The organism is Arthrobacter sp. Edens01 (assembly GCF_001307035.1).
Lineage (GTDB): Bacteria > Actinomycetota > Actinomycetes > Actinomycetales > Micrococcaceae > Arthrobacter_B.
On sequence record NZ_LKIU01000005.1, the window covers coordinates 1,706,490 to 1,730,302 of the forward strand.

The window sequence follows — 23,813 nt, forward strand, 5'->3', positions numbered from 1 at the left end:
ACACGCGGGCGGCGGGCTTGGCGCCCTCATTCTAGGTGTCCGTGCCGCCTGGTTCACAATCGGCGCGGCTGCGGCGCAGCGCTAGCCGGCGAACCGGATGCTGACCGCGTCGCCGTGGGCGGGCAGGTCTTCCGCACGTGAGAGCGCGACGACGTGCCGGCTCACTTCATCCAGGGCGTCACGGCTGTAATCGATGACCTGGATGGCCCGCATAAACGTGGTCACGTTGAGTCCGGAGGAGAAAGCCGCGGTGCCGGCGGTGGGCAGCACGTGGTTTGAACCGGAGCAGTAGTCACCCAGGCTCACCGGGCTGTAGTTGCCCACAAAGATTGCACCGGCACTCGTGATCCGGCCGGCAGTGTCCCGCGCGTTGGCCGTCTGGATCTCCAGGTGTTCGGCACCGTAGGCGTTGCAGACAGCGATTCCGGCGTCCAGGCCGTCTACCAGCACGACGGCGGACTGGGCACCGGAGAGGGCAGTGCGGACCCGCTCGGTGTGTTTGGTGGCGGACACCTGGCTGTCCAGCTCTGCGCGGACGGCACGGGCCAGTTCCTCGGAGTCCGTGACGAGGACGGAGGCAGCGTTGGGATCATGTTCCGCCTGGCTGATCAGGTCGGCCGCCACGAGCTTCGGCTCGGCAGAAGCATCTGCCAGCACTGCGATTTCAGTGGGGCCGGCTTCCGCGTCGATCCCCACGACGCCCTTGACCAGGCGCTTGGCAGTTGCCACGAATACGTTCCCGGGGCCGGTGACGACGTCGACCGGTTCCAGGGCGGGCCCGGCTTCAGCGGCAGGGATGCCGTACGCAAAAGCGGCGATCGCCTGGGCGCCTCCGACGGCATAGACCTCTTCGATGCCCAGCAGTTCGGCGGCAGCAAGGATGGTGGGGTGCGGGAGGCCGCCGAATTCCTTCTGCGGGGGCGAGGCCAGGGCCAGGGAGGCAACACCGGCGGCCTGCGCCGGCACCACGTTCATGACCACGGAGGACGGGTAGACGGCCAGGCCGCCGGGCACGTAGAGGCCAACCCGGTTGACCGGCACCCACCGGTGGGTCACCGTCGCGCCGTCGGCGATCGCGACTTCGACGTCGGACGGCCGCTGCGCCTGGGCAAAGACGCGGGCACGGCGGATCGACTCTTCCAGGCCCTCGCGGACCGCGGGATCAAGGTTCTCCAGCGCCGACACTAAAGCGTCGCGCGGCACCAGAGGATGGGTCTGGTGGACGCCGTCGAACTTTTCCGCCAGCTCCGCCAGCGCAGCGAAGCCGCGCGTACGGACGTCACTGATGATCGCGGCCACGGTGTCGGAAGCGACGTCCGTGGTGGTCTCGGCCCGCGGCATCAGAGTCTTCAGCTGGGCAGGGGTATGCACCTTGCCGCGCAGATCGATGGTGCGCAGGGAAGGAAAGGGCTGGTCAGTTCGTGCGTCAGCAGAAAGAGTCACAACCCCCATTCTACCTAGGCGTCGAGGCACGCAGGCCCCAGCAGCACCTTCAAGTCGCCGAAGAGCGAAGGGGTGGGGTTGACCCGCAGATCCACACCGAGTTTCATGACTTCCACCGTCCGGTTGCCGTTGAGCCGGATCTGCACTTCGGAGGTGCCCGGATGCGTCCTCAGCACGTCTCCGAGCTGGGTCACCACCGTCTCCGTGGCCTTGTAGGTCGCCATCGAAATGACCACCGGCCCCGAATGACCCTCACTGAGGTCCGGAACAGTGAGCTCCTGCGCGTTGAGGGTCACCGCGCCGTCGTCCCGGCGCTGCAGCCGGCCGCGTACGACGACGATCAGGTCCTCCGCGAGCACGGCGGCAATCGGACCGTAAACCTGGCCGAAGAACATGACTTCCATAGACCCGGCAAGGTCCTCGATCTCGCACCGGGCGTAGGCGTTGCCGCTGTTCTTCGCGATCCGGCGCTGCAGCGAGGTAATCATGCCCGCGATGGTGACGATGGCGCCGTCGGGCGGGCCTTCTTCACTGACAATCGAGGTAATCGACGAATCCGCATGCTGGCTCAGGATCCCTTCCAGGCCCTGGAGCGGATGGTCCGAGACGTAGAGGCCGAGCATGTCACGCTCGAAGGAGAGCTTGTCCTTCTTCTCCCACTCCGGCAGGTCCGGGATGTCGATGCTGATGGAGGCTTCCGGCTCTGCCTCGCCGATGCCGGCGAAGAGGTCGAACTGGCCCACGGCTTCGTTGCGCTTGAGCACCACCACGGAGTCGATGGCTTCTTCGTGGATCATGGCCAGGGGACGCCGGGCATGGCCCATTGAGTCAAAGGCACCTGCCTTGATCAGCGACTCGATGGTGCGCTTGTTGCACACCACTGCAGGGACCTTCATGAGGAAGTCCTTGAAGTTGGTGTAGGCGCCCTTTTCCTCACGGGCGGCAACCATCGCCTGGACTACGTTGGTGCCCACGTTGCGGATGGCGCCCATGCCGAAGCGGATGTCCTTGCCCACAGGGGTGAAGTTCACTGAGGACTCGTTGACGTCCGGGGGCAGCACGGTGATGCCCATCTTGCGGCATTCGTTCAGGTACATCGCCAGCTTGTCCTTGTCATCACCAACAGAGGTGAGCAGGGCGGCCATGTATTCGGTGGGATAGTGCGCCTTGAGGTACGCGGTCCAGTAGGAAACCAGTCCGTACGCTGCGGAGTGGGCCTTGTTGAAGGCGTAGTCGGAGAACGGCAGCAGGATGTCCCACAGCGCCTTGATGGCTGCTTCGGAGTAGCCGCGGTCCACCATGCCCTGATGGAAGCCTGCGTACTGCTTGTCCAGTTCGGACTTCTTCTTCTTACCCATGGCGCGGCGGAGGATATCTGCCTGGCCAAGCGAGAAGCCGGCCACCTTCTGGGCGATCGCCATAACCTGTTCCTGATAGACGATCAGGCCGTAGGTGGTATCCAGGATCTCCTTGAGCGGTTCCTCCAGCTCAGGGTGGATCGGCGTGATTTCCTGGACACCGGTCTTGCGCAGCGCGTAGTTGGTGTGCGAGTTCGCGCCCATGGGGCCCGGACGGTACAGGGCGATCACAGCGGAGATGTCTTCAAAGTTGTCCGGGCGCATCAGCTTCAGCAGCGAACGCATGGGCCCGCCGTCGAGCTGGAACACACCCAGGGTGTCGCCGCTGGCCAGCAGGTCGTAGGACGCCTTGTCATCGAGTTCCAGGTGCTCGAGGTCAAGGTCGACGTCCTGGTTGAGCTTGATGTTCTCTATGGCGTCGGAAATGATCGTCAGGTTCCGCAGCCCCAGGAAGTCCATCTTGATCAGGCCGAGGCCTTCACAGGTCGGGTAGTCGAACTGCGTGATGACCTGGCCGTCCTGCTCACGCTTCATGATCGGAATGATGTCGATCAGAGGGTGCGAGGACATGATGACGCCGGCGGCGTGGACGCCCCACTGCCGCTTCAGGCCTTCAAGTCCAATAGCCGTTTCGAAAACCCGCTGGGAATCCGGGTCCGTGGCCAGCAGTTCGCGCAGCTCTTCGGCTTCGCCGTAGCGCTTGGCTTCCTTGTTGTGGACGTCGCTCAGCGAGATGCCCTTGCCCATAACGTCCGGCGGCATGGCCTTGGTCAGCCGCTCGCCCACCGAGAAGGGGTAGCCCATCACGCGGGAGGAGTCCTTCAGCGCCTGCTTGGCCTTGATGGTTCCATAGGTGACGATCATGGAGACGCGGTCAGCGCCGTACTTCTCGGTGACGTAATGGATCACCTCGGCACGGCGCCGATCATCGAAGTCGACGTCGAAGTCAGGCATGGACACACGGTCCGGGTTCAGGAAACGCTCGAAGATCAGGCCGTGATTCAGCGGGTTCAGGTCGGTGATGCGCATGGCGTAGGCCACCATGGAGCCTGCACCGGATCCTCGGCCCGGACCAACACGGATGCCGTTCTTCTTGGCCCAGTTGATGAAGTCGGCAACCACCAGGAAGTAGCCCGGGAAGCCCATCTGGGTGATGATGCCGATCTCATACTCGGCCTGCTTGCGGACGTCGTCCGGAATGCCCTTGGGGAACCGGTAGTGCAGCCCGGCTTCGACTTCCTTGATGAACCAGGATTCCTCGTTTTCACCCGGAGGGCACGGGAAGCGCGGCATGTAGCTGGCTTTGGTATTGAACTCGACGTCGCAGCGCTCGGCGATGAGAAGCGTGTTGTCGCAGGCCTCGGGGTAGTCCCGGAACACGGCGCGCATTTCTGCCGGTGACTTCAGGTAGAACTCATCGGCGTCGAACTTGAACCTCTTGGGGTCCGCGAGGGTGGATCCGGACTGGACGCACAACAGGGCCGCGTGGGCCTTCGCGTCTTCCGCGTGGGTGTAGTGGAGGTCGTTGGTGGCTACGAGCGGCAGGTCCAGTTCCCTGGCCAGCTTGATGAGGTCACCCTGGACGCTGCGTTCGATGTCCAGCCCGTGGTCCATCAGCTCGCAGAAGAAGTTGTCCTTGCCGAAGATGTCCCGGAAGTCCGAGGCCGCCTGGACGGCTTCCTTGTAGAGGCCCAGCCGCAGCTTGGTCTGTACCTCACCGGAGGGGCAGCCGGTGGTGGCGATGAGTCCCTTGCCGTAGGTCTGCAGCAGGTCGCGGTCCATGCGGGGCTTGTAGAGGTAGCCCTCCAGGGATGCCAGGGAGGACATCCGGAACAGGTTGTGCATGCCTTCGGTGTTTTCGGCCCACATTGTCATGTGGGTGTAGGCACCGGCACCGGAGACGTCGTCGCGCCCGCCGCCGCCCCACTTCACGCGTGTTTTGTCCTGACGGGCCGTGCCCGGTGTCAGGTAGGCCTCGACGCCGATGATCGGCTTGATGCCCGAGTTTCGCGCCTTGTTCCAAAAGTCGAAGGCGCCGAAGACGAACCCGTGGTCCGTCGTCGCCAGGGCATTCATGCCCAGTTCATCGGCGTGGCTGAACAGGTCGGTCAGGCGTGCCGCCCCGTCCAGCATCGAATATTCGGTGTGGTTGTGAAGGTGGACAAACGATTTCGACGAACTAGTTGCTGAAGCCACCTAACCATTCTAGGGGGCCCGGCAGGTTCAGATGTCTCCCCGGCCCAGCGCGTCGAGGGCGTACTGCAGGTCCTGCGGATAGGAGGAGACGAACTCCACCCACTCCCCTGTGCCCGGATGGCTGAACCCGAGCTTGCGGGCATGCAGCCACTGCCGGGTGAGGCCGAGTTCGGCAGCCAGGCGCGGATCCGCTCCGTAGGTGAGGTCGCCGGCGCAGGGATGGCGCAGCGCGGAAAAGTGGACGCGGATCTGGTGCGTGCGGCCTGTTTCCAGGTGCACTTCCACCAGGGAGGCCCGCCCGAACGCTTCAAGGACCTTGTAATGGGTCACAGAGTCCCGGCCATCGTCTACCACCGCAAAGCGCCAGTCGTGCCCCGGATGGCGTCCAATGGGCGCGTCGATGGTGCCCTCCAGCGGATCGGGCAGGCCCTGGACCAGGGCATGGTATTCCTTCTCCACGGTGCGGTCACGGAAGGCCTGCTTGAGCAGCGTGTAGGCGTGCTCGGTCTTGGCAACCACCATGACGCCGGAAGTTCCGACGTCGAGCCGGTGCACGATACCCTGCCGTTCTCCTGCCCCGGAGGTGGAGATGCGGTAGCCGGCGGCTGCAAGGGCGCCCACCACTGTGGGGCCCACCCATCCCGGCGAGGGGTGCGCGGCGACGCCCACTGGCTTGTCGATCACGACGAAGTGCTCATCGTCACCAAGGATCCTGAGGTCATCAACCGGCTCGACGACGACGGCCAGGGGGTCCGGCTGTTCCGGAACGTCGGCGGCCACGCTGTCCCCGGTGTGCAGCCGGTCAGACTTGGCCAGCGGCCTGCCTGCACGGGTGAGCCAGCCTTCGGCACACCAGCCGGCGGCGGTGGAACGGGAGACCTCAAGGAGCTCGGCCAGCGCTGCGTCTGCGCGCACGCCGTTGTGCTCCTCGCCGATAGTGAAGCGGGAATGGATTTCAGGCATTCGTGGTGTCCTTGCCCGTTGCTGCGGCCCGGGTGCCGTCCATGTTGATCCCCCGCAGGGTGAGCAGGCAGACGAGGATCACGCCGGAGACCACACACGAGTCTGCGATGTTGAAGATGGCGAAATTGGGAAAGGCGATGAAGTCCACCACGTGCCCCTGGCCGAAGGACGGTTCCCGGAACAGGCGGTCCGTGAGGTTCCCCACCGCGCCGCCGAGCACCAAACCAAGTGCAATGGACCAGGCGGCGGACCGCAGGCGGAACATGAGATAGATCAGGAACCCGGAGACCACGGCCATGATGATCGTGAAGATCCAGGTGTAGTCGGTGCCAATCGAGAACGCGGCACCGGGGTTCCTGATGAAGTGCCACCGCAGGACCGGCGGAAGGACGTCCGTGACCTGCCCTTCAGTCATGGTGGACACAACCCAGATCTTGGTGAGCTGGTCGAAGACCCACGCAGCCAGGGCAATGACAGCCATGATCAGCGCGTAACGGGTCAGTGCGGCCTTCGGGCGCGCGGGAGGCTGTGGCTGGGGGGCAGCGGCCCCGGAGGATTCAGTCATGGTGCTTTCGGGGAGTCGGGCAGCAGGTTTGTGCGTGGCACTTGGGCGCCGGAACGGGTCTTTCAAAGCCATGGGCCGGCGGCCGGGAGATCCCGACCACCGGCCCGTGGCTTTGTTACCAGTCTAATCCTGATTAATATCCGTCCATGCGGAAACGACTAGCTGCACACGCTTAGGCGTCTGCGGTCTCCGAGGCTACTGATCCGCGGGAGTCGAGGTCGCGGAGCTGGCCTTCGATGTAGGCCTTCAGGCGTGAACGGTAATCCCGCTCAAAGCCGCGCAGCTGCTCAACCTTGCGCTCCAGGAGAGCCTTCTGCTGCTCGAGGGAGCTGAGGATCTTGCGGCTCTTCTCCTGGGCCTCATTAACGAGTCCGCTGGCTTCGATCTGCGCTTCGGCGATGATCTTGTCCCGCTGCTCGACGCCGGCGCTCACGTAGTCGTCGTGCATCTTCTGGGCCATGGCCAGGATGCCTGCAGCGGACTCAGCGGTGTTGGCCGCCGGAGCGGGCTCGGCAGCGCGCGGAGCCTCAGCCTTCGGCTCTTCGGCCTTGGGAGCCGGTGCCGGTTCGGGCTTCTTCTCTTCCTTGACCGGCTGGGAAACCTGCTCGGTCTTGGAAGCGGCCGAAACCGGTGCGGGAACCTGGTTACCAGCGGGAGCACCGGCCACGGCTTCGGCAAGCTGCCGGCGCAGGTCCTCGTTCTCGGCGTTCAGCCGGCGGAGCTCCACGACGATTTCGTCGAGGAAGTCATCCACTTCGTCCTGGTCGTAGCCTTCGCGGAACTTAGTCGGCTGGAACCGCTTGTTGACTACATCTTCTGGCGTCAAGGCCATCTGGTCACCTCATACTGGTTATCAGGCCGGCCTGCCATGCGGCAGTGAGCCTAGTTACAGAATCTCGAACATTAAATCAGGGATCAATTCAATACTATTTTTCACATTATATCTTTTGCGAACCGATATCGAACCGGCCGCACCTGCGGCGATCCCCTAGGCGGCGGCCAGCGTAATCTGCATTGCGATGCTGACCACAATGAACAGGACCAGGAAGGCCAGGTCCAGCGAGATTCCGCCCAGGCGCAGCGGAGGAATGATCTTCCTCAGCGCACGGATGGGCGGATCGGTCGCCCCGTATACCGAGGTCGCCAACACCAGTGCGGGGCCCTTCGGCCGCCACTGGCGTGCAAACATCTGTACGGCGTCAAACACGATGCGCAGGATCAGGGCAAGCTGAAAGAGCATCAGCACCAGGTACAGCAGGGCAAAAATAATACTCACGCGTCTTTTCGTTTCCGCCGTAGAACCACGGCTGCCCGTTCCGCCCGCAGGGAGCGGCGGTTAGCTCTGGTTGAAGAATGTGGACTGGGACTCGCTGACCTTCTTGTCATCTCCCAGCACCTCGACGTATGCCGGCGAGAGCAGGAAGACCTTGTTGGTCACCCGTTCGATGGTACCGCGCAACCCGAAGACAAGTCCCGCCGAGAAGTCCACCAGACGCTTGGCGTCGGCTTCTCCCATGTCGGTGACGTTCATGATGACCGGAATCCCGTCGCGGAAACTCTCGCCGATGATCTTGGCGTCATTGTAGGAACGGGGATGGACGGTGGTGATTTGCCGCAAGCCTGCCACGTCTTCCTTTGCCGATGAGGGGGCGCGCTTGATGGGAGTTACGGGAGCGCGGTATTCCTCTACCGCGGTCTTGCGCTCGGGAGCAGACGTCACGGCCGGCTCGCGGTCGCTTCGCTCATTGTCCTGTGTGCGCTCTTCATCCCTGGCGGGTGCCTCACGTACAGGCTTCTGCTCGTCCTCGTAGAGCTCATCGCCATCGGCGAGCCCAAGGTAGATCATCGTCCTGCGCATTGCGCCAGCCATGGTTGCTCCTTCAGTCCTTCAGCGTCCCGCGTTTTCCAGTGGTACCCAGTGGTTTTGCAGTGTTGCCCTGCCCTGTTGACGCTACCCCACAGCAGGGCGGGGACCGAGAACATCCGAGCCAATGCGCAGGTGTGTCGCGCCGTGTTCCACAGCAGCTTCCAGGTCCTGGCTCATGCCGGCGGAGATGCCTGCGGCATCCGGGTACCGGTCCGTGAGCACAGCCGACAAGTCCCGGAGCCGCTCGAAGGCCGCAGCAGGATCCTCGCCCAGCGGCGCCACTGCCATAAGACCGGCAAGACGGAGGTCCGGCTGGGCAGCTACGGCGTCAGCAAGTTCCAGCATCTCCTCGGGCCGGGCACCGCCGCGCCCTGGCTCCAGGCCCTGGCCCTGGCGCAGATCGAGCTGCAGGTAACAGTCGAGGGGCCCGCGTGCGGGCTTGCCCTCCCCGCCGCGGCGCCGGTTCTCAGCAGCCATTGCCTTGGCCAGCGCGCCAACCAGCCCGGCACGGTCAACGGAGTGGACCGCCGCTGCGTACCTGACCACGGACTTGGCCTTGTTTGTCTGCAGCTGCCCAATGAAGTGCCAGCGCAGGCCGCTGTCCACCAGTTCAGCCGCCTTTGCCTCTGCCTCCTGGGCTTTGTTCTCCCCCACATCATGCACCCCCAGCGCAGCGAGGATGGCGGCGTCGGACGCCGGGAAATACTTCGTGACAACGATGAGATTCGGTTCGCTTCGGCCGCTTGAGGCTGCTGCGGCTGCAATACGGCGGCGGACGGCGTCCAGTCGCTGCCGAAGGTCATTTACCCGTTCAGGCGTGGTGGTGCTCATGGGATCCTCGTGCTGCTGCTTTCTTTTCGTCTCCCCGCCGCGGCGGGGACTACAGGCCGGGCCAGACCAGGCCGGCGAAGCGTCCGGTGGGAGCATCGCGGCGGTGGGAAAAAAGCGCCGGCTCTTCCATGGTGCACCCCGGCACCTGTACCGCTGATACGCCGAGGGACTTCAGCTGATGGAGTGCGGCGGCTGGCAGGTCCAGCGCTGGAGTGCCCCAGCGGGTGCGTGATTCCGCGCCCGGCAGGTGCTGCGCATCCGCCAGCATCGCTTCGGGCACTTCATAGCACCGACCGCAGACACCCGGCCCAACCCAGCCCATGAGGTCCTGTGCACCGGCGCTGCGCAGGGCAGCAACCGTGTTCAGCAGGATTCCATCAAGCAGGCCGCGCCGTCCGGCATGGGCTGCGGCCGTTACCGCACCCCCGGGGCGGGTCCCCGCGAACAGCACCGGCAGGCAGTCTGCCACCATCACCGCAAGCGGAACGGATCCGTCCGGACTGAGAAGCGCGTCTGCAACGGGAACATCCTGCCCGCCGGCCACTGCAACGTCCGCGGAATGGATCTGTTCCATGAAACGCAGGCTTCCGGAGGCAATCCCCATCTGTTCTTCCAGGGCATTCCGGTTGCTCCGGACCGCCGCGGGATCGTCCCCAACGTGCAGCGCGAGGTTGCCCGCCGATGTGTCAGTAAAGGCTACGCGGAGCCCGCCGGGGCCCTGCCCTTCCCACCAAAACATACGATCAGGCAACCTCGCGCCGGTGTTTGGACTACTTGAGGAAATCCGGGACGTCCAGGTCATCCTGGCGGCCGGCACTCAGGTCGGGTTCAACCACGGCCGGGAGGTCGATGTCGAATCCTGCGTCTGCGGGCACATCCGAAGACTGGGGACGCTGGGCCCAGGCGGAGGTGCCTGCACCGGCTGCAGCAGCTGCGGCGGCCGGAGGGGTCAGCGGCTCGGCAGGCTTGGCCGAGGCCGGCTGCGAGGTCACGTCAACCTGGTCGAACCCGGCTGCGATGACGGTGACGCGTGCTTCGTCGCCCAGGGCGTCGTCAATGACGGCACCGAAGATGATGTTGGCTTCGGGGTGCGCCACTTCCTGGACCAGGCGGGCAGCTTCGTTGATCTCGAACAGGCCGAGGTCGGATCCGCCCTGGATGGAGAGCAGCACGCCGTGGGCGCCGTCGATCGAGGCTTCCAGCAGCGGGGAGGCAATGGCCAGCTCCGCAGCCTTGACGGCACGGTCTTCACCGCGGGCGGAGCCGATGCCCATCAGGGCCGAGCCGGCACCCTGCATAACCGACTTCACATCGGCGAAGTCGAGGTTGATCAGGCCCGGGGTGGTGATTAGGTCGGTAATGCCCTGGACGCCGGAGAGGAGCACCTGGTCAGCGGAACGGAACGCGTCCAGCATGGAGACGTTGCGGTCACTGATGGAGAGCAGGCGGTCGTTCGGGATGACGATCAGGGTGTCGACTTCGTCGCGCAGGGTATCGATGCCCGATTCCGCCTGGTTGGAACGGCGGCGGCCTTCGAAGGTGAACGGACGGGTTACGACGCCGATGGTCAGGGCCCCGAGCGAGCGGGCGATGCGTGCCACGACGGGCGCGCCGCCGGTGCCGGTTCCGCCGCCTTCGCCGGCGGTCACGAAGACCATGTCCGCTCCGCGCAGCACCTCTTCGATTTCTTCGGCGTGATCCTCAGCCGCCTTGCGGCCGACTTCCGGATCAGCCCCTGCGCCGAGGCCGCGGGTCAGTTCACGTCCGACGTCGAGCTTCACGTCGGCGTCGGACATCAGCAGCGCCTGGGCGTCTGTGTTGATGGCGATGAACTCGACTCCGCGGAGTCCGACGTCGATCATTCGGTTTACGGCATTCACGCCGCCGCCGCCGATGCCGACGACCTTGATGACGGCCAAGTAATTCTGCGGTGCTGCCACGTCCTGTGTCCCTTGTTCGAATCTGTGCAACTGATCAATGTGGCCGGGTCTGCCCCAGCCGAAACCTTCAACCGAACAACCTTAACCCTCCACTTGAGGGTTATAGTTATGTCAAGTAATGCTCTACTCCCGACGCTATGGGTAGGGCCATGCTTCTGCAATTACCCTTCCGCGCGTGTCGGGGAGAAGTTTGCTGCGGTTTTCCGCCGCGGCGCTCATCGGGTCACCGGCCGGTTCGGAGTGCTCACATCAAACACCGAGACCGGCGGGTCCGCAGCGGGCATCAGGAGCAGAGCTTCCAACGCCCGTGCTTTGGCCACGTTCGCTTCCGCGCTCCCCCAGAATACCGTCTGGCCGCTGGTGAGCTTGAGTTCCACCGAGTCCACCGTTTCTGCGGAAGCATGGTCAAGAAGCGCCAGGACATTGGCGGGCAGGGCAGCCAGGACCGCCGTGATAGTGGGGAAAACGTCGCTGTTGACCGCTTCAGTGCCCCCGTCGATCAGGGGAAGCGGAGCGTCGCCGCGGCTGGCCACTGCCTTGAGCTGCCGGCCGTCCTCGTCGATCAGGAGGAACTCCCGCCCGTTCTGGAGCACGGCAACCGGCACGCGTTCGGTAATTGTGACCACGAGGTCCGAGGGCGGAACGGCAGTAACGCGCACGGATTCAACTTCCGGGCGGCCGGCCAGCAGCTCACCGGCATCAGCATCGGAGATGCGTGTCAGCGGGGTTCCCAGCAGAGGGGCCAGCGCCGTCTCGGCCTCTTCCGCAGCCAGCAGCGAGTTGCCCTCCACCTGCAGGTTCTTCAATGCCAGTGCAGGCGAAAAGAACAGGACGAACAGCAGTGCCGCGGCCAGCACGGCTGCAGCACCGGCTGACGCCAGGAAGTAGCGCCTGCGACGGCGTACCGGGGGTTCCGGAAACGCCAGGATGCTGGCCTCCGGGGATGCCTGCTTCCCCCCACCCTGTCCGGCTGGTTCCTTTGCGCCTGATTCCTTTGTGCCTGGTTCACCCGCACCTGTGTACGAGTCCGCTGAGTCCCGCGTTGCCGAAATGACTGCATCCTGGTAGCCAGGGGCAGCAGGGCGCAGTTCATGGATCTGGGCGCCATGCCCGGGAAGCAGTTCCACCTTCGCCGAGTTTGCCGCGGTGCGGGCAGGCTGGGCCTGCCCTCCCGGCTTTTTGGCTCCGGGGGCCTGGCGGTCCGCTCCTGCCCCCGCAGGAGGCTGGCGGGGCTTCCTACCCGGCATCAGAGCCGCTTCCATGCGGAGCGGCAGCAGACAGGGCCGCTACGAGCTGCGGACCGTACTGGGTAACGTCTCCCGCTCCGACCGTCAGGATGATGTCCCCTTCCGCTGCACGCGCAGCGATGTCCTGCACGGCAGCTGCCGGATCGGCCGCGACAGTGCCCGGGGTCTTCAGCTGCTGCGTGATCAGGTCGCTGGTTACACCCGGGATTGGATCTTCGCGGGCGGGATAGATCGGCAGGACGGTGACCGAGTCAGCGAGGTCCAGGGCGGAAGCGAACTCGGCGGCGAAATTGCGTGTGCGGCTGAACAGGTGCGGCTGGAAGAGAACGTGTACTGAGCGCTCCCCTGCTACTGCACGCGCCGCCTGCAGTGCCGCAGCAACTTCAGTCGGGTGGTGCGCGTAGTCATCGAAGACCCGCACGCCCCGCGCCGCTCCCTTGGGTTCGAACCGGCGTGCTGCCCCGGAGAAGGCGGCCAGCCCGCGCAGGGCTGCCTCTGGGCCGGTCCCCGCTTCAAGCGCGACCGCAAATGCTGCAGCGGCGTTCAGCACGTTGTGCCGGCCCGGCACCTGCAGCAGCAGGGTCTGTTCCTGGTTTCGGTAGTTCCAGCGGAAATGGACGGTGCTGGTGCTGGTGCGGCCGTCCGCCTGTGTCCCGCTGATGCGGATATCGGCGTCCTCGGCGTACCCGTAGGTCCGGACGCGGGGCGGTTTGCTGCGGTGCAGCAGGTCCCGGACTCCGGGATCGTCGGCGCAGGCTACCAGCAGTCCGTCCTCAGGCAGCAGCTCAACGAAACGGTCGAAGGAGGCAAAGACGGCTTCAGCGGTGCCGTAGTGGTCCAGGTGGTCCGCTTCCACGTTGGTGACCACGGCGATCCGGGGCGTGTAGTTGAGGAAGGACCCGTCCGATTCATCGGCTTCCGCGATGAACATGGGCCCGGCCCCTGCAGCGGCGTTGACACCCAGCGCTGCCACGTCGCCGCCGATTGCGAAGGAGGGGTCGTACCCGGCTTCACGCAGCGCCACGGTGATCATCGCCGTTGTGGTGGTCTTGCCGTGCGTGCCGGCGACTGCCACCACTTCCTTGCCGCCCATGGCGGCTGCCAGGGCCACCGAACGGTGGATTACCCGCAGCCCGGAGGATTCGGCAGCGGCAAGCTCGGGGTTATCCGGCCGGATGGCGGTGGACACAACCACCGTGTCCACTTCGGCCACGTTGGCGGCGTCGTGTCCCACGGAGACCCGGGCACCGAGTGCTTCCAGGGCCCGCAGCCCTGCCGAGTCCCTGGCATCGGAGCCGGAAACGCGAACGCCCCTGCCGATCATCACGCGCGCAACAGCTGACATTCCGGCGCCGCCGAGTCCAATGAAGTGCACCCGGCCCAGATCAGCGAGGTTCAGCCGGCTCATGCGTTCTTCCGTTCTGCTGCCTGGACGATCAGGTCAGCCATTTGGGCATCGGCATCCCGGATGCCCCGGGCGGCGGAGGCCTCCGCCATGGTCTTCAGTGCCTGGGGATCGAGCAGCAGCGGTATGAGATGCCCGGAGATCCATTCGGGGGTGAACAGGGAGTCCCGTACCAGGAGCGCTCCCCCGGCCGCAACGAGTCCGGCAGCGTTCAGCGCCTGCTCGCCGTTGCCGTGGGGCAGCGGAACGAGGACGGCAGGGAGGCCGACGGCGGAAATTTCACTGACGGTTCCGGCACCGGACCGGGCCAGCAGCAGGTCTGCGGCCGCATAGGCCTGTTCCATCCCGTCCACATACTCCACCTGGCGGTAGAGCGGCGCGGTGAGGGACTTGCCTTCGGCATCGGCGGCGGCCTTGCCGCGGCCGGTGACGTGCAGCGTCTGGATACCGGCTTCGGCCAGCGCGGGAAGGGCGGCGGTAACGGCTGCGTTGATGCTCGCGGCGCCGGAGGAACCGCCGGTGACCACCAGGGTGGGCAGGTCCAGTTCCAGCCCGAGGGCCGTGCGGGCCTCCTGTCTGGCAGCTTCGCGGTCCAGTCCGGAGATTTCCCGCCGCATGGGCATGCCTACCCAGCGGGCGCCCGGGAGCTTGGTTTCCTCGAAGGCAACGCCCACCACTGCGGCGCTCTTGGCCCCGACCCGGTTGGCCAGCCCGGGACGGGCATTCGCCTCGTGCACCACTACGGGAATCCGGCGCTTGCGTGCGGCCAGGTAAACGGGAGTTGAAACATAGCCCCCCACGCCCACGACGACGTCGGCTTCAGCTTTCTCCAGGATCTCCCCTGCCTGCCGCACGGCACGGGCCAGGCGGGCAGGGAGGCGTGCAAGGTCCCCGCTTGGACGCCGGGGCATTGGCACGCGGTCAATCACGGCAAGCTCGTAACCCGCGGCGGGAACCAGCCGGGTCTCCATGCCGGCTGAAGTTCCAACCACTTTGATGCGGGTGCCGGGCCGCAGCCGCCTTACGGCGTCGGCTATTGCCAGCAGCGGGCTGATATGCCCGGCTGTGCCGCCGCCGGCGAGTACAACGGAAAGTGGGGACTGCGTCATGGAGCTGTGGGTTCCCTTTCAGGGATAGTGCGTGCAAAGGACAGTAGGACTCCTACGGCTGCCAGCGTAAACGTCAGCGAAGAGCCGCCGTAGGAAATGAAGGGCAGCGGCACGCCGATCACGGGCAGCAGCCCTGTGACCATGGCGATGTTCACTGCTGCCTGGCCGGTAATCCAGACCAGGATGCAGCCGCACACGATGCGGATGAAAGGCTGCGTGTGGCGCATGGTCACCCGGACCGTGGCCACTGCAAGGATACCGAAGAGGACCAGCACCACCAGGGTTCCCAGCAGCCCGAATTCCTCGCCGATGATCGCAAAGATGAAGTCGTTGTGGGCTTCCGGGATCCAGTTCCACTTCTGCCGGCTCTGCCCGATTCCCACGCCAAACCAGCCGCCCGAGGCCAGCGCATACATACCGGCGTTGGCCTGGTCGCAGAGCCCGGCAGAACAGTCCAGCTTCAGCCACGCGCTGATCCGGCTGGTCCGGTTGCTGCTGATCATTGAAAAGAGCACGGCCGCGGCACCTGCTCCAAGGGCAAGCATGCCAAGGAGCTTCAGCCGCACGCCCGCGAAGAAAAGGGCAGCGAGCATGATCAGGCCCATGATGATCACGGTGCCAAGGTCATGCCCCAGCAGCACGAGGACGATCAGGAGGCCGCCTCCGGGCAGCACCGGGATCAGTGCGTGCTTCCAGTCGGCAAGCAGGGGGCCCTTGCGGGAAAGCACGGAGGCGAACCAGATGGCCATGGCCAGCTTCGCCGCCTCGGAGGGCTGGCCCGTTACCGGACCGAACGCCAGCCAGTTCTTGTTGCCGTTGACTTCCACGCCGATGAACAGAACCAGCACCAGCAGCACGACGGCGGCGGCCAGCGCCAGCCAGGCTATGAACCGGTAGAAGCGCGGCCCGAACCGGGAAAGCAGGAGCATCGCTCCGACACCAATCGCAGCAAACATCAGCTGCTTGACGAACAGGTCGAAGGTAGTTGCGGCGCCGGCGTCTGATCCCGCGGCGGCCGCGATGGCCTCAACAGACGACGCTGAAAGGACCATCATGAGCCCGATCGCCGTGAGGGCCAGCGTGGCTCCAAGGATCATGTAGTAGCTGGAGCCTGTTGCCTTGGCTCCGCTGCCTTCAAGGAGCACCATAAACGAAACCAGGCGTTCCCGAAGCCGGAGTCCACCCTTTTTGGGGTCCTGCGTTCCCTTGGCCTCAGGTGCCAGGGTGGCCGTGCCGGCGGCGGATGGAGGGGGCGTCCCTGCCGGGCGCCTTCGCGCCGTCGGCTTTCGTCCCTTGCCCGTGGGCGTGGTCACCATCTACGGCTCCTTGGTGGTCTGCGCCTGTCCTTCCACGTAACCGCGGACAGCTTCGATGAAGGCCTCACCACGGTGGGCATAGGAGCGGAACTGGTCCATGGACGCCGAGGCAGGCGCCATCAGGACCGTATCCCCGCCCTTCGCCACAGCGGCTGCAGCAGCCACGGCCTGGACCATGACGGCTTCACCCGTGGGTGTTCCTTCCCCTCCAGTGTCCGCCTGTGGGGCTTCAATTACCGGCACATCGGGAGCGTGTCGGCTCAAAGCGGTCCGGAGCTCTGAGGAATCTGAACCGATCAGCACGACGGCGCGCAGCCGCTGCCGATGGGCTTCGATCAGCTCGTCGTAGCTCACGCCCTTGGACAGCCCGCCGGCTATCCAGACGACGTGCCCAAAGGCAGCCAGGGATGCATTCGCAGCGTGCGGGTTGGTGGCTTTCGAGTCGTTGACCCAAAGGATGTCATTCAGCTTCGCCACCGGCTCAATGCGGTGCCCGCCGGGAGCGTAGTTGCGCAGCCCGTCACGGACGGCGACTGGCTCAACGCCCAGGGCGCGGACCAGGGCCGCAGCGGCAAGGGCATCAGCGGCCAGGTGCCGGGGCGCGGTATCCCCCAGATCATCCAGGGACGCCAGCTCGGCGGCGGAGTTGCGGCGCTCTTCGATAAAGGCGCGGTCCACCAGCAGGCCCTCGACAATCCCGACCATGCTGACCGCCGGCATGCCGGTGGTGAAGCCAACGGCCCGGCAGCCTTCAATGACGTCTGCTTCCTCGACCATGTGCTCGGTTGCAGCCTGCTCTGCGTTGTAGATGCAGGCAACCTGGGTGTTCTCGTAAACCCTGGCTTTGTCAGCCTGGTAGGCCTCGAAGCTGCCGTGCCAGTCCACGTGGTCCTCGGCGATGTTCAGGCAGACGCTGGCCAGCGGCGACATTGAGTATGTCCAGTGCAGCTGGAAGCTGGAGAGTTCGACGGCGATCGCGTCCCAGCCCTGCGGGTCCCGGATAGCGTCCAGAATCGGTGTGCCGACATTCCCGGCCGCGATGGCCCGCAGCCCGGCGGCCCGAAGCATGGATTCGGTCATGCCCACGGTGGTGGTCTTGCCGTTGGTTCCGGTGATGGCCAGCCAGGGCGCGGTGGGACGGCCCTCGCGGATACGCACCCGCCAGGCCAGCTCAACATCGCCCCAGATGGGAATTCCGGCATCGGCTGCTGCGGCCAGGAGTGGATGGGACGGCCGGAAGCCCGGGGACGTCACCACCAGTTCGGCGGGGGCACCGTCAACCTGGGGCAGGGCGGCCACGGCTGCGTCGCCCAGCAGGACGTCCGCCGCACCTACGATCCGCAGGGTGTCCGCCTTGCCGCGGTTTTCCTCGGAGTCCACGCCGTCCGCGATGACCACCCGTGCTCCGAGCTCGATCAGAGTGTCGGCAGCAGAGAACCCGGAGAGCCCGATTCCGGCGACGACGACCCGCAGGCCGCGCCAGTCGGAGTCCCAGGTGGTCAGGGAGTCGAGACGGGGGTTGCCCGTGGAGGGGATGCTCATTGTCCAGCCACCCAATCAGCGTAGAAGAGTCCCAGGGCCACGGCGACGCAGAGTCCTGCGATGATCCAGAAACGGACCACCACTGTGACTTCGGCCCAGCCCTTGAGTTCGAAGTGGTGCTGCAGCGGAGCCATCTTGAACACGCGCTTGCCCCCGCTGAGCTTGAAGTAGCCCACCTGGATGATCACCGAGGCAGAAATGATGACGAAGAGGCCGGCCAGGATAACCAGCAGGAGCTCGGTCCGGGAAAGGATGGCGAAGGCTGCGATTGCGCCGCCGATGGCCAGCGACCCGGTGTCGCCCATAAAGATCTTTGCCGGGGAGGTATTCCACCAGAGGAAGCCCACGAGTGCGCCGGCCATGGCTCCGGCGAGCAGCGCCAGGTCCATCGGGTCGCGCACCTCGTAGCAGACGCCGCCGTCGTTGGCCGGGCCAAGGCAGGACTGGTTGAACTGCCAGATGCCAATCAGGAAGTAGGCACCGAACACCAGCACCGAGGCACCCGCCGCCAGGCCGTCAAGTCCGTCCGCCAGGTTCACCCCGTTGGTGGCTGCGGTGATGATGACGCTGGACCACAGGATGAACAGGATCGCGCCGATGATAGTTCCGGCGAACGCAAGGTCAATCGCGGTGTCACGCACGAAGGACACGTTCGTTGAGGCAGGCGTCAGACCGGCATTGTTCGGGAACTGCAGCGCCAGGACCGCGAACACGATGCCCACGATCGCCTGCAGGATGATCTTCGCCCTGGCGTTCAGTCCCAGGGATCGCTGGCGGGAAATCTTGGTGTAGTCGTCGATGAAGCCGACAAAACCCATGCCCACCATCAGGAACAGCACCAGCAGGCCGGAGACCGAGGGACCAAAGCTGGTGGGATTGATCGCGTAGGAAATCAGGTGGGTGGCGAAGTAGGAGACCACCACGGCAGCCACAATGACCGCGCCGCCCATGGTGGGCGTTCCGCGCTTGGTGTGGTGCGACGTCGGACCGTCATCGCGGACGAATTGTCCGTACCCCTTTTTGACGAGGAAACGGATGAACAGCGGCGTGCAGGCGAAGGCCAGTACGAGTGCCAGGGAGCACCCAATCAGGAGCGAGATCACAGGGCCTCACCCCGGGCCGTGTTCTCCTGGGCGCCGCCGGCTGCGGGAAGGGTTTTCAAGGCAATCCGATCACCAAGGAACCGCAGTCCGGCTCCGTTGGAAGATTTGAACAGGACAATGTCCCCGGGCTCCAGCGAGGATTCAAGGATGGCCTCGGCTTCCTCGGGGGACGATACGAAGGTGGACTCGTCTCCCCAGGAGCCTTCCATCACGGCGCCGGTGTGCATTGCGCGCGCACCCGTGCCCACCACGATGAGCTTTGAAATGTTCAGCCGCACTACGTAGCGGCCAATGGCGTCATGCTCGGTGACTGACTGGTCGCCCAGCTCGAGCATTTCCCCAAGAACTGCCCAGGTCCGCCGCCCGGAGCCCAGCTCCGCAAGCGTCCGCAGCGCAGCGCGCACGGATTCGGGGTTGGCGTTGTACGCGTCGTTGATGACAGTGACGCCGTCGGCGCGGTCTGTGCGTTCCATCCGCCAGCGGCTGGCCGCTTTCTGGCCGGAGAGTCCCGCAGCGATGTCTGCCGGGGCAATACCTGCGGCCAGCGCCGCGCCGGCTGCTGCCAGGAGGTTGGCGGTGTGGTGCGCCCCGATCAGTCCGGATTCGACCCGGTGCTGTTCGCCGTTCGGGAATTCAAGAGTGAATACCGGCCGGCCCTGCTCGTCGGTCCCTGCGTCGAGGGCACGCAGTGTGGCGTGGTTTCCCGGGAGATCGTCGGTGGAGGAGGTGAAGAGCAGCACGTTGGCCGTGGTTCGCTTGTCCATGGCAGCAACGCGGATGTCATCGCCGTTGAGCACCACGGTGCCCTCCGGGGCAACGGCTTCGGCCAGTTCCCCCTTGGCGCGGGCAATGTTCTCCACTCCGCCGAATTCGCCGGCATGGGCGCTGCCCACACAAAGCACAACCCCAATGTCGGGGCGGACCATATCCGTCAGGTAGGTGATGTGCCCGATGCCGGTTGCACCCATCTCCACCACGAGGTAGCGGGTGCCATGCCCGGCACTGAAGATCGTCAGGGGAACCCCAACCTCGCCGTTGTAGGAGCCTACGGGCGCCACGGTCGGGCCGTGGGAGCGCAGGAGCCCGGCAAGCAGGTCCTTGGTAGTGGTCTTGCCGGCCGAGCCGGTGATGCCGATGACGGTCAGCGGGCTTTCAGCGCGCAGGCGCCGGACAATCTCAGCTGCCAGCTGCCCCATCGCGGCCACGGCGTCGGGAACGACGATTCCGGGAAAGACCTCTCCGGCGTCGTTCGTCACCGGCCGTTCTGTGAGGGCCAGTTCGGCGCCCGCCTCGAAAGCGCGCGCGACGAAGAGATGCCCGTCGGAGAACTCTCCGGGCTTCGCAATGAACAGCGCTGCCGGACCCGCTTCGCGGGAGTCTGTAGTGGCTGATGTCACTGAGATGGAAGGGTCTGCTGCTGCTGCCCCCACCAGCTCGCCACCCGTAATTGCCGCTATTTCGGCTGCATTTAGTTCAATCATGACGAATTAGGACTCTACCCCGTCGTAAGTAGGCACTGTGAATCCGGCTTTGGCCAGGGCAGCCCGGAGTTCGACCCTGTCATCGAGGGCCAGGTTGACCCCCTTGACCTCCTGCCACACCTCGTGGCCGCGTCCGGCCACCAGGATGGTGTCCTGCGGGCCGGCAAGTTCGACGGCGCGGGCAATAGCCTCCGCCCGGGGCGCCACTTCCAGGATTTCGGTTCCGGACTCTTCGCCTGCGCTGAAGGCTCCGCGGAGCACATCGGCGCGGATGGCCGCCTCGTCTTCGTCGTGGGGATCATCATCGGTGACAATCACCACGTCGGCCAGGCGGGCGGCTATCGAGCCCATCAGCGGGCGCTTGGTCTGGTCCCGCTCCCCCGTCGCGCCAAAGACCACAATGACGCGTCCTTCGGGGCGTCGGACGGATTCAAGCGTCCGTTCAAGTGCGTCGGGATTGTGGGCAAAATCGACGATCGCCGCAGGAGCTTCGCAGAGAAGCTGCATGCGTCCGGGCACCTCAACGGTGAACGGATCATGCTCCTCCAGGGCACGCTGGACTTCTGCCGGGTCGGCGCCGGACTCCATGACCATGGCCAGCGCCAGTGCTGCGTTGGAGACGTTGAAGCTGCCGGGCAGTCCGGTGCGGGCCCTGAGGGGTGTTCCCTGCCGGGGGTGGAGTTCGAAGGAATGGCCGAGACCCTCCCGTGTGACGGAGCGGACCTGCCAGTCCGCGTCGCCGGGTTCACCGGTGGTCTGCAGGGTGACGCCGCGGTCTCCGGCCACCGCTGCCATTCGGCGGCCCCACTCGTCGTCCACCGTGAGCACCGCGCGGCGGCTGCGTTCGGACCGGAACAGGTTGGCCTTTGCCGCGAAGTACTCTTCCATGGATCCGTGCAGGTCCAGATGGTCCTGGGTCAGGTTCGTGAAACCGGCGATGTCGAAGACAACGCCGTCAACGCGCCGGTAGGAGATCGCGTGCGACGAAACCTCCATGGCGGCGGCGTCGAGGGCGCGTTCGCGCATAAGCGCCAGCAGCCCGTGCACCTGGGGCGACTCAGGGGTGGTCAGGACGCTGGGAATCGCTTCGCCGCCGGCCAGGATTTCGATGGTTCCGATCAGCCCAGTGGTGCGTCCGAGCGCCTGGAGCAGCGAAGTGATGAAGTAGGTGGTTGTGGTCTTCCCGTTTGTTCCGGTTACCCCGAAGAGCGCCGGTGCGCTGCCGTCCTGCGGCTGGCTGTTGAATACGGCAGCGGACAACGGTCCGACCAGCCGCCGGATGTCATCGGCCAGGAAAACCGGAAGCACGGTACGGGGCAGCTGGGAAACCCCGGCAGCGTCTGTCAGGATCGCCGCTGCTCCCGCCGCTGCAGCGTCCGCGGCAAAGCCCGCTCCGTGGTGCCGGGCGCCGGGCAGCGCCAGATACAGGTCTCCGGGCATGATCTCCCGGGAATTGATGCTTATCCCGGTCAGTTCCGTTTTCCAGGCATCGGTGCCGGTTCCCGGCGCGGCCGTGATGGCCGGTGAGCCCGGGGGAAGCGCTGCCGCGGCGTCGGCCAGGCTGACGGGACGCACCCGCTCCGGGCGCATGCCGTCCAGGGCGCGCTGATGGTTGCTATGTGGCACTGCACTGCTCCAGCTTTTTAGTACTCAATGGGGTAGGTAACCGGCTTCCCCTCGGAAGGGGCTACGTTGTTGGTGGTCAGGACTTGTTCCATGACTTTCTGGAAGGTCTTTCCCGGTTCTATGTAATAGAGGTCTCCCTTGGGCCGCTGCAGGGTAACCACAGTGACGTACTTGGGATCGTCCATGGGCGCAATACCAGCATAGGAGACGGTGTATCCGTCGTACCCGCCGCTGGGGCTGGGTGCCTCTGCCGTGCCGGTCTTCGATCCAACCCGGTATTTCTCGAGCGCCCCGGAGGCACCGGATCCTTCAACGGTGGTGGTCTCAAGCATGTGCTGGACTTCCACCGCCGTCTTCTCGGATACCACCCGGGTGCCCTTTTTACGCTCCGTTGGGTGCTCCACACCTTCCGCATCGATACGTGCGTCCACGAGCCGGGGAGAGAGCCGCACGCCGTCGTTCGCGATGGTCTGGTAGACCATGGCCGTGTGCAGGGCGGTCTGTGTGAGGCCCTGGCCAAACAGCACGGTGTACTGCTGCCGCGTGTCCCACGTTTCCGGGGCGGCCAGCAGGCCGGAGGTCTCGCCGTTGAGGCCGGTGCCAAGCTCCGTGCCAATGCCGAACTTCCGCAGCCAGTCATAGCGCTGCTGAGGGGTCAGCTGCTGGCCGACCATAACGGTCCCGGTGTTCATGGACTTCGCCAGGACGCCCGCCGCGGTCATGCGGACCGTCCCGTGGTCGAAAGCGTCCTTGAAGGTCTGGCCGTCAATCGTATAGGTGTTGTCGATCTGGAACTGCGAGGTTGGGGAAATAATCCCCTCCTCTATTGCTGCAGCCATGGTGATGACCTTGGTGGTGGAACCGGGCTCGAAGGAATCCGTGACAGAGCGGGCTTTGCGCGACTCGGCTTCCGTTGCCCCGGGGTTGTTCGGGTCAACGGTGGTGGACTCCGCCATTGCCAGCACGTTGCCGGTCTCCACCTCGACAACTACCACGTTGCCCCAGTCGGCGTTGTAGTCCCGCACCTGCGAGGCAATTGTCTGCTGCGCGAACCACTGCAGGTCCTGGTCGATGGTGAGCCGGATTGAATCCCCGTCCTGGACGGGGACGTCTTCGTTTGTGGCGTAAGGGATCCGAATGCCGTCCCCGCCAATTTCGTAGGTCTTGCTGCCCGGCTCGCCTGCCAGGATCGAATCCTGGGTGAGTTCGAGTCCTTCCTGCGCACCTTCCGTGCCCAGGAAACCGACGATTGATCCCGCCACGGGACCTGAGGGGTACGTGCGCAGCGTGGTCCGGTCCGCGTAGACGCCGGGGAACTTGACGGCAAGGACCTTGTCCCTGATCTCGGGGGTGACGGTCTTCGCCACGAAGTTGAATCCCTTGTCCCCAAGGATGGACCTGCGCAGGGTAGCCGCGTCCTGCCCGAGAATGCCCGCGAGCTCCTCAAATGCATCATCGAAGGTCACGGTTTCCTTGTCGCCTTCGGAATTGCGGCGCTCGTATTCCTCTTCGTCGTAGGCGGCAGAGAGCCTCTGGTCCACCACGATGTCAAAGCGCTCCACGCTGCGGGCCAGGTAGTTGCCCTCGGAATCGAGGATGCCGCCGCGAAGGGCAGGCACGTTCACGGTGACCAGGCGGTTGGCCACGGCCGCGTCAGCCATGCCTTCAGGGTCCACCCCCTGTACCTGGAACAGGCGCACCCCGAGCACGGTGAGCAGGACCAGCACGATGATCAGCCCCGTGCGGAGCCTTCCGGTGACGAGAGAGACTCTGTGGTTCTCCTGTGCCGGAGCCTGTCCTGCTTTTGCCACAACGTGTCCT

The 23,813-nt window shown here is 65.2% G+C and carries 19 protein-coding genes; all 19 read right to left on the reverse strand.

All coding sequences use genetic code 11. The features are described from left to right. Positions 1-81 precede the first annotated feature (81 nt). The 19 genes from hisD to AO716_RS14190 all read right to left on the reverse strand — a co-directional run bounded on the left by hisD (position 82) and on the right by AO716_RS14190 (position 23,803). Positions 82-1,443: a histidinol dehydrogenase gene (gene hisD / locus AO716_RS14100; protein ID WP_055241766.1), complete on the reverse strand. Its 1,362-nt coding sequence runs from the start codon at positions 1,441-1,443 to the stop codon at positions 82-84. A 14-nt stretch (positions 1,444-1,457) separates the two neighbouring features. Further along, positions 1,458-4,997 carry a DNA polymerase III subunit alpha gene (gene dnaE, locus AO716_RS14105; protein WP_082413570.1) on the reverse strand — a complete coding sequence of 1,180 codons (3,540 nt, stop codon included), beginning with the start codon at positions 4,995-4,997 and terminating at the stop codon, positions 1,458-1,460. Positions 4,998-5,024: 27 nt separating this feature from the next. After that, a complete protein-coding gene (locus AO716_RS14110) occupies positions 5,025-5,960 on the reverse strand; it encodes an RluA family pseudouridine synthase (RefSeq protein ID WP_055241769.1) in 936 nt (311 codons plus the stop codon). Beyond that, entirely contained in the window at positions 5,953-6,525 is a 573-nt protein-coding gene (gene lspA / locus AO716_RS14115) for a signal peptidase II (RefSeq protein ID WP_055241771.1), read from the reverse strand. Before lspA ends, AO716_RS14110 begins: the two co-directional genes overlap by 8 nt. Before the next feature lie 172 nt (positions 6,526-6,697). Then, the gene (locus tag AO716_RS14120; protein WP_055241773.1) at positions 6,698-7,357 is read right to left on the reverse strand and encodes a DivIVA domain-containing protein; all 660 of its coding nucleotides are present in this window, start codon (positions 7,355-7,357) and stop codon (positions 6,698-6,700) included. Positions 7,358-7,513: 156 nt separating this feature from the next. Then, on the reverse strand, positions 7,514-7,801 hold the full coding sequence (locus tag AO716_RS14125) for a YggT family protein (RefSeq protein WP_055241775.1): 288 nt from the start codon (positions 7,799-7,801) through the stop codon (positions 7,514-7,516). Positions 7,802-7,861: 60 nt separating this feature from the next. Further along, positions 7,862-8,395 carry a cell division protein SepF gene (locus tag AO716_RS14130; RefSeq protein ID WP_055241776.1) on the reverse strand — a complete coding sequence of 178 codons (534 nt, stop codon included), beginning with the start codon at positions 8,393-8,395 and terminating at the stop codon, positions 7,862-7,864. Positions 8,396-8,476: 81 nt separating this feature from the next. Continuing rightward, positions 8,477-9,223: a YggS family pyridoxal phosphate-dependent enzyme gene (locus AO716_RS14135; RefSeq protein ID WP_055241778.1), complete on the reverse strand. Its 747-nt coding sequence runs from the start codon at positions 9,221-9,223 to the stop codon at positions 8,477-8,479. A 49-nt stretch (positions 9,224-9,272) separates the two neighbouring features. After that, a complete protein-coding gene (locus AO716_RS14140) occupies positions 9,273-9,962 on the reverse strand; it encodes a polyphenol oxidase family protein (protein WP_055241780.1) in 690 nt (229 codons plus the stop codon). Positions 9,963-9,993: 31 nt separating this feature from the next. Then, on the reverse strand, positions 9,994-11,163 hold the full coding sequence (gene ftsZ / locus AO716_RS14145; protein ID WP_055241783.1) for a cell division protein FtsZ: 1,170 nt from the start codon (positions 11,161-11,163) through the stop codon (positions 9,994-9,996). A 215-nt stretch (positions 11,164-11,378) separates the two neighbouring features. Continuing rightward, the gene (locus tag AO716_RS14150) at positions 11,379-12,410 is read right to left on the reverse strand and encodes a cell division protein FtsQ/DivIB (RefSeq protein WP_055241785.1); all 1,032 of its coding nucleotides are present in this window, start codon (positions 12,408-12,410) and stop codon (positions 11,379-11,381) included. Further along, positions 12,400-13,818 (reverse strand): UDP-N-acetylmuramate--L-alanine ligase, encoded by a 1,419-nt coding sequence (gene murC, locus AO716_RS14155; protein WP_055241787.1) that lies wholly within the window; start codon positions 13,816-13,818, stop codon positions 12,400-12,402. The genes AO716_RS14150 and murC overlap by 11 nt, the downstream gene beginning before the upstream one ends. Next, positions 13,815-14,924, reverse strand: coding sequence for an undecaprenyldiphospho-muramoylpentapeptide beta-N-acetylglucosaminyltransferase (gene murG / locus AO716_RS14160; RefSeq protein ID WP_055241788.1), 1,110 nt, complete (start codon positions 14,922-14,924; stop codon positions 13,815-13,817). The genes murC and murG overlap by 4 nt, the downstream gene beginning before the upstream one ends. After that, positions 14,921-16,240 carry a putative lipid II flippase FtsW gene (ftsW, locus tag AO716_RS14165; protein ID WP_055241791.1) on the reverse strand — a complete coding sequence of 440 codons (1,320 nt, stop codon included), beginning with the start codon at positions 16,238-16,240 and terminating at the stop codon, positions 14,921-14,923. The genes murG and ftsW overlap by 4 nt, the downstream gene beginning before the upstream one ends. Further along, positions 16,241-17,782, reverse strand: a complete 1,542-nt coding sequence (murD, locus tag AO716_RS14170) for a UDP-N-acetylmuramoyl-L-alanine--D-glutamate ligase (protein ID WP_055241793.1) — start codon at positions 17,780-17,782, stop codon at positions 16,241-16,243. After that, positions 17,779-18,885, reverse strand: coding sequence for a phospho-N-acetylmuramoyl-pentapeptide-transferase (mraY, locus tag AO716_RS14175; protein WP_055241794.1), 1,107 nt, complete (start codon positions 18,883-18,885; stop codon positions 17,779-17,781). Before mraY ends, murD begins: the two co-directional genes overlap by 4 nt. Beyond that, complete coding sequence (locus AO716_RS14180; protein ID WP_055241796.1) at positions 18,882-20,366, reverse strand: UDP-N-acetylmuramoyl-tripeptide--D-alanyl-D-alanine ligase; 1,485 nt, start codon at positions 20,364-20,366, stop codon at positions 18,882-18,884. The genes mraY and AO716_RS14180 overlap by 4 nt, the downstream gene beginning before the upstream one ends. 6 nt (positions 20,367-20,372) lie before the next feature. After that, positions 20,373-21,956 (reverse strand): UDP-N-acetylmuramoyl-L-alanyl-D-glutamate--2,6-diaminopimelate ligase, encoded by a 1,584-nt coding sequence (locus tag AO716_RS14185; RefSeq protein WP_082413572.1) that lies wholly within the window; start codon positions 21,954-21,956, stop codon positions 20,373-20,375. Between the two features lie 53 nt (positions 21,957-22,009). Then, complete coding sequence (locus AO716_RS14190) at positions 22,010-23,803, reverse strand: peptidoglycan D,D-transpeptidase FtsI family protein (protein WP_055241800.1); 1,794 nt, start codon at positions 23,801-23,803, stop codon at positions 22,010-22,012. Between the last annotated feature and the right edge of the window lie 10 nt (positions 23,804-23,813).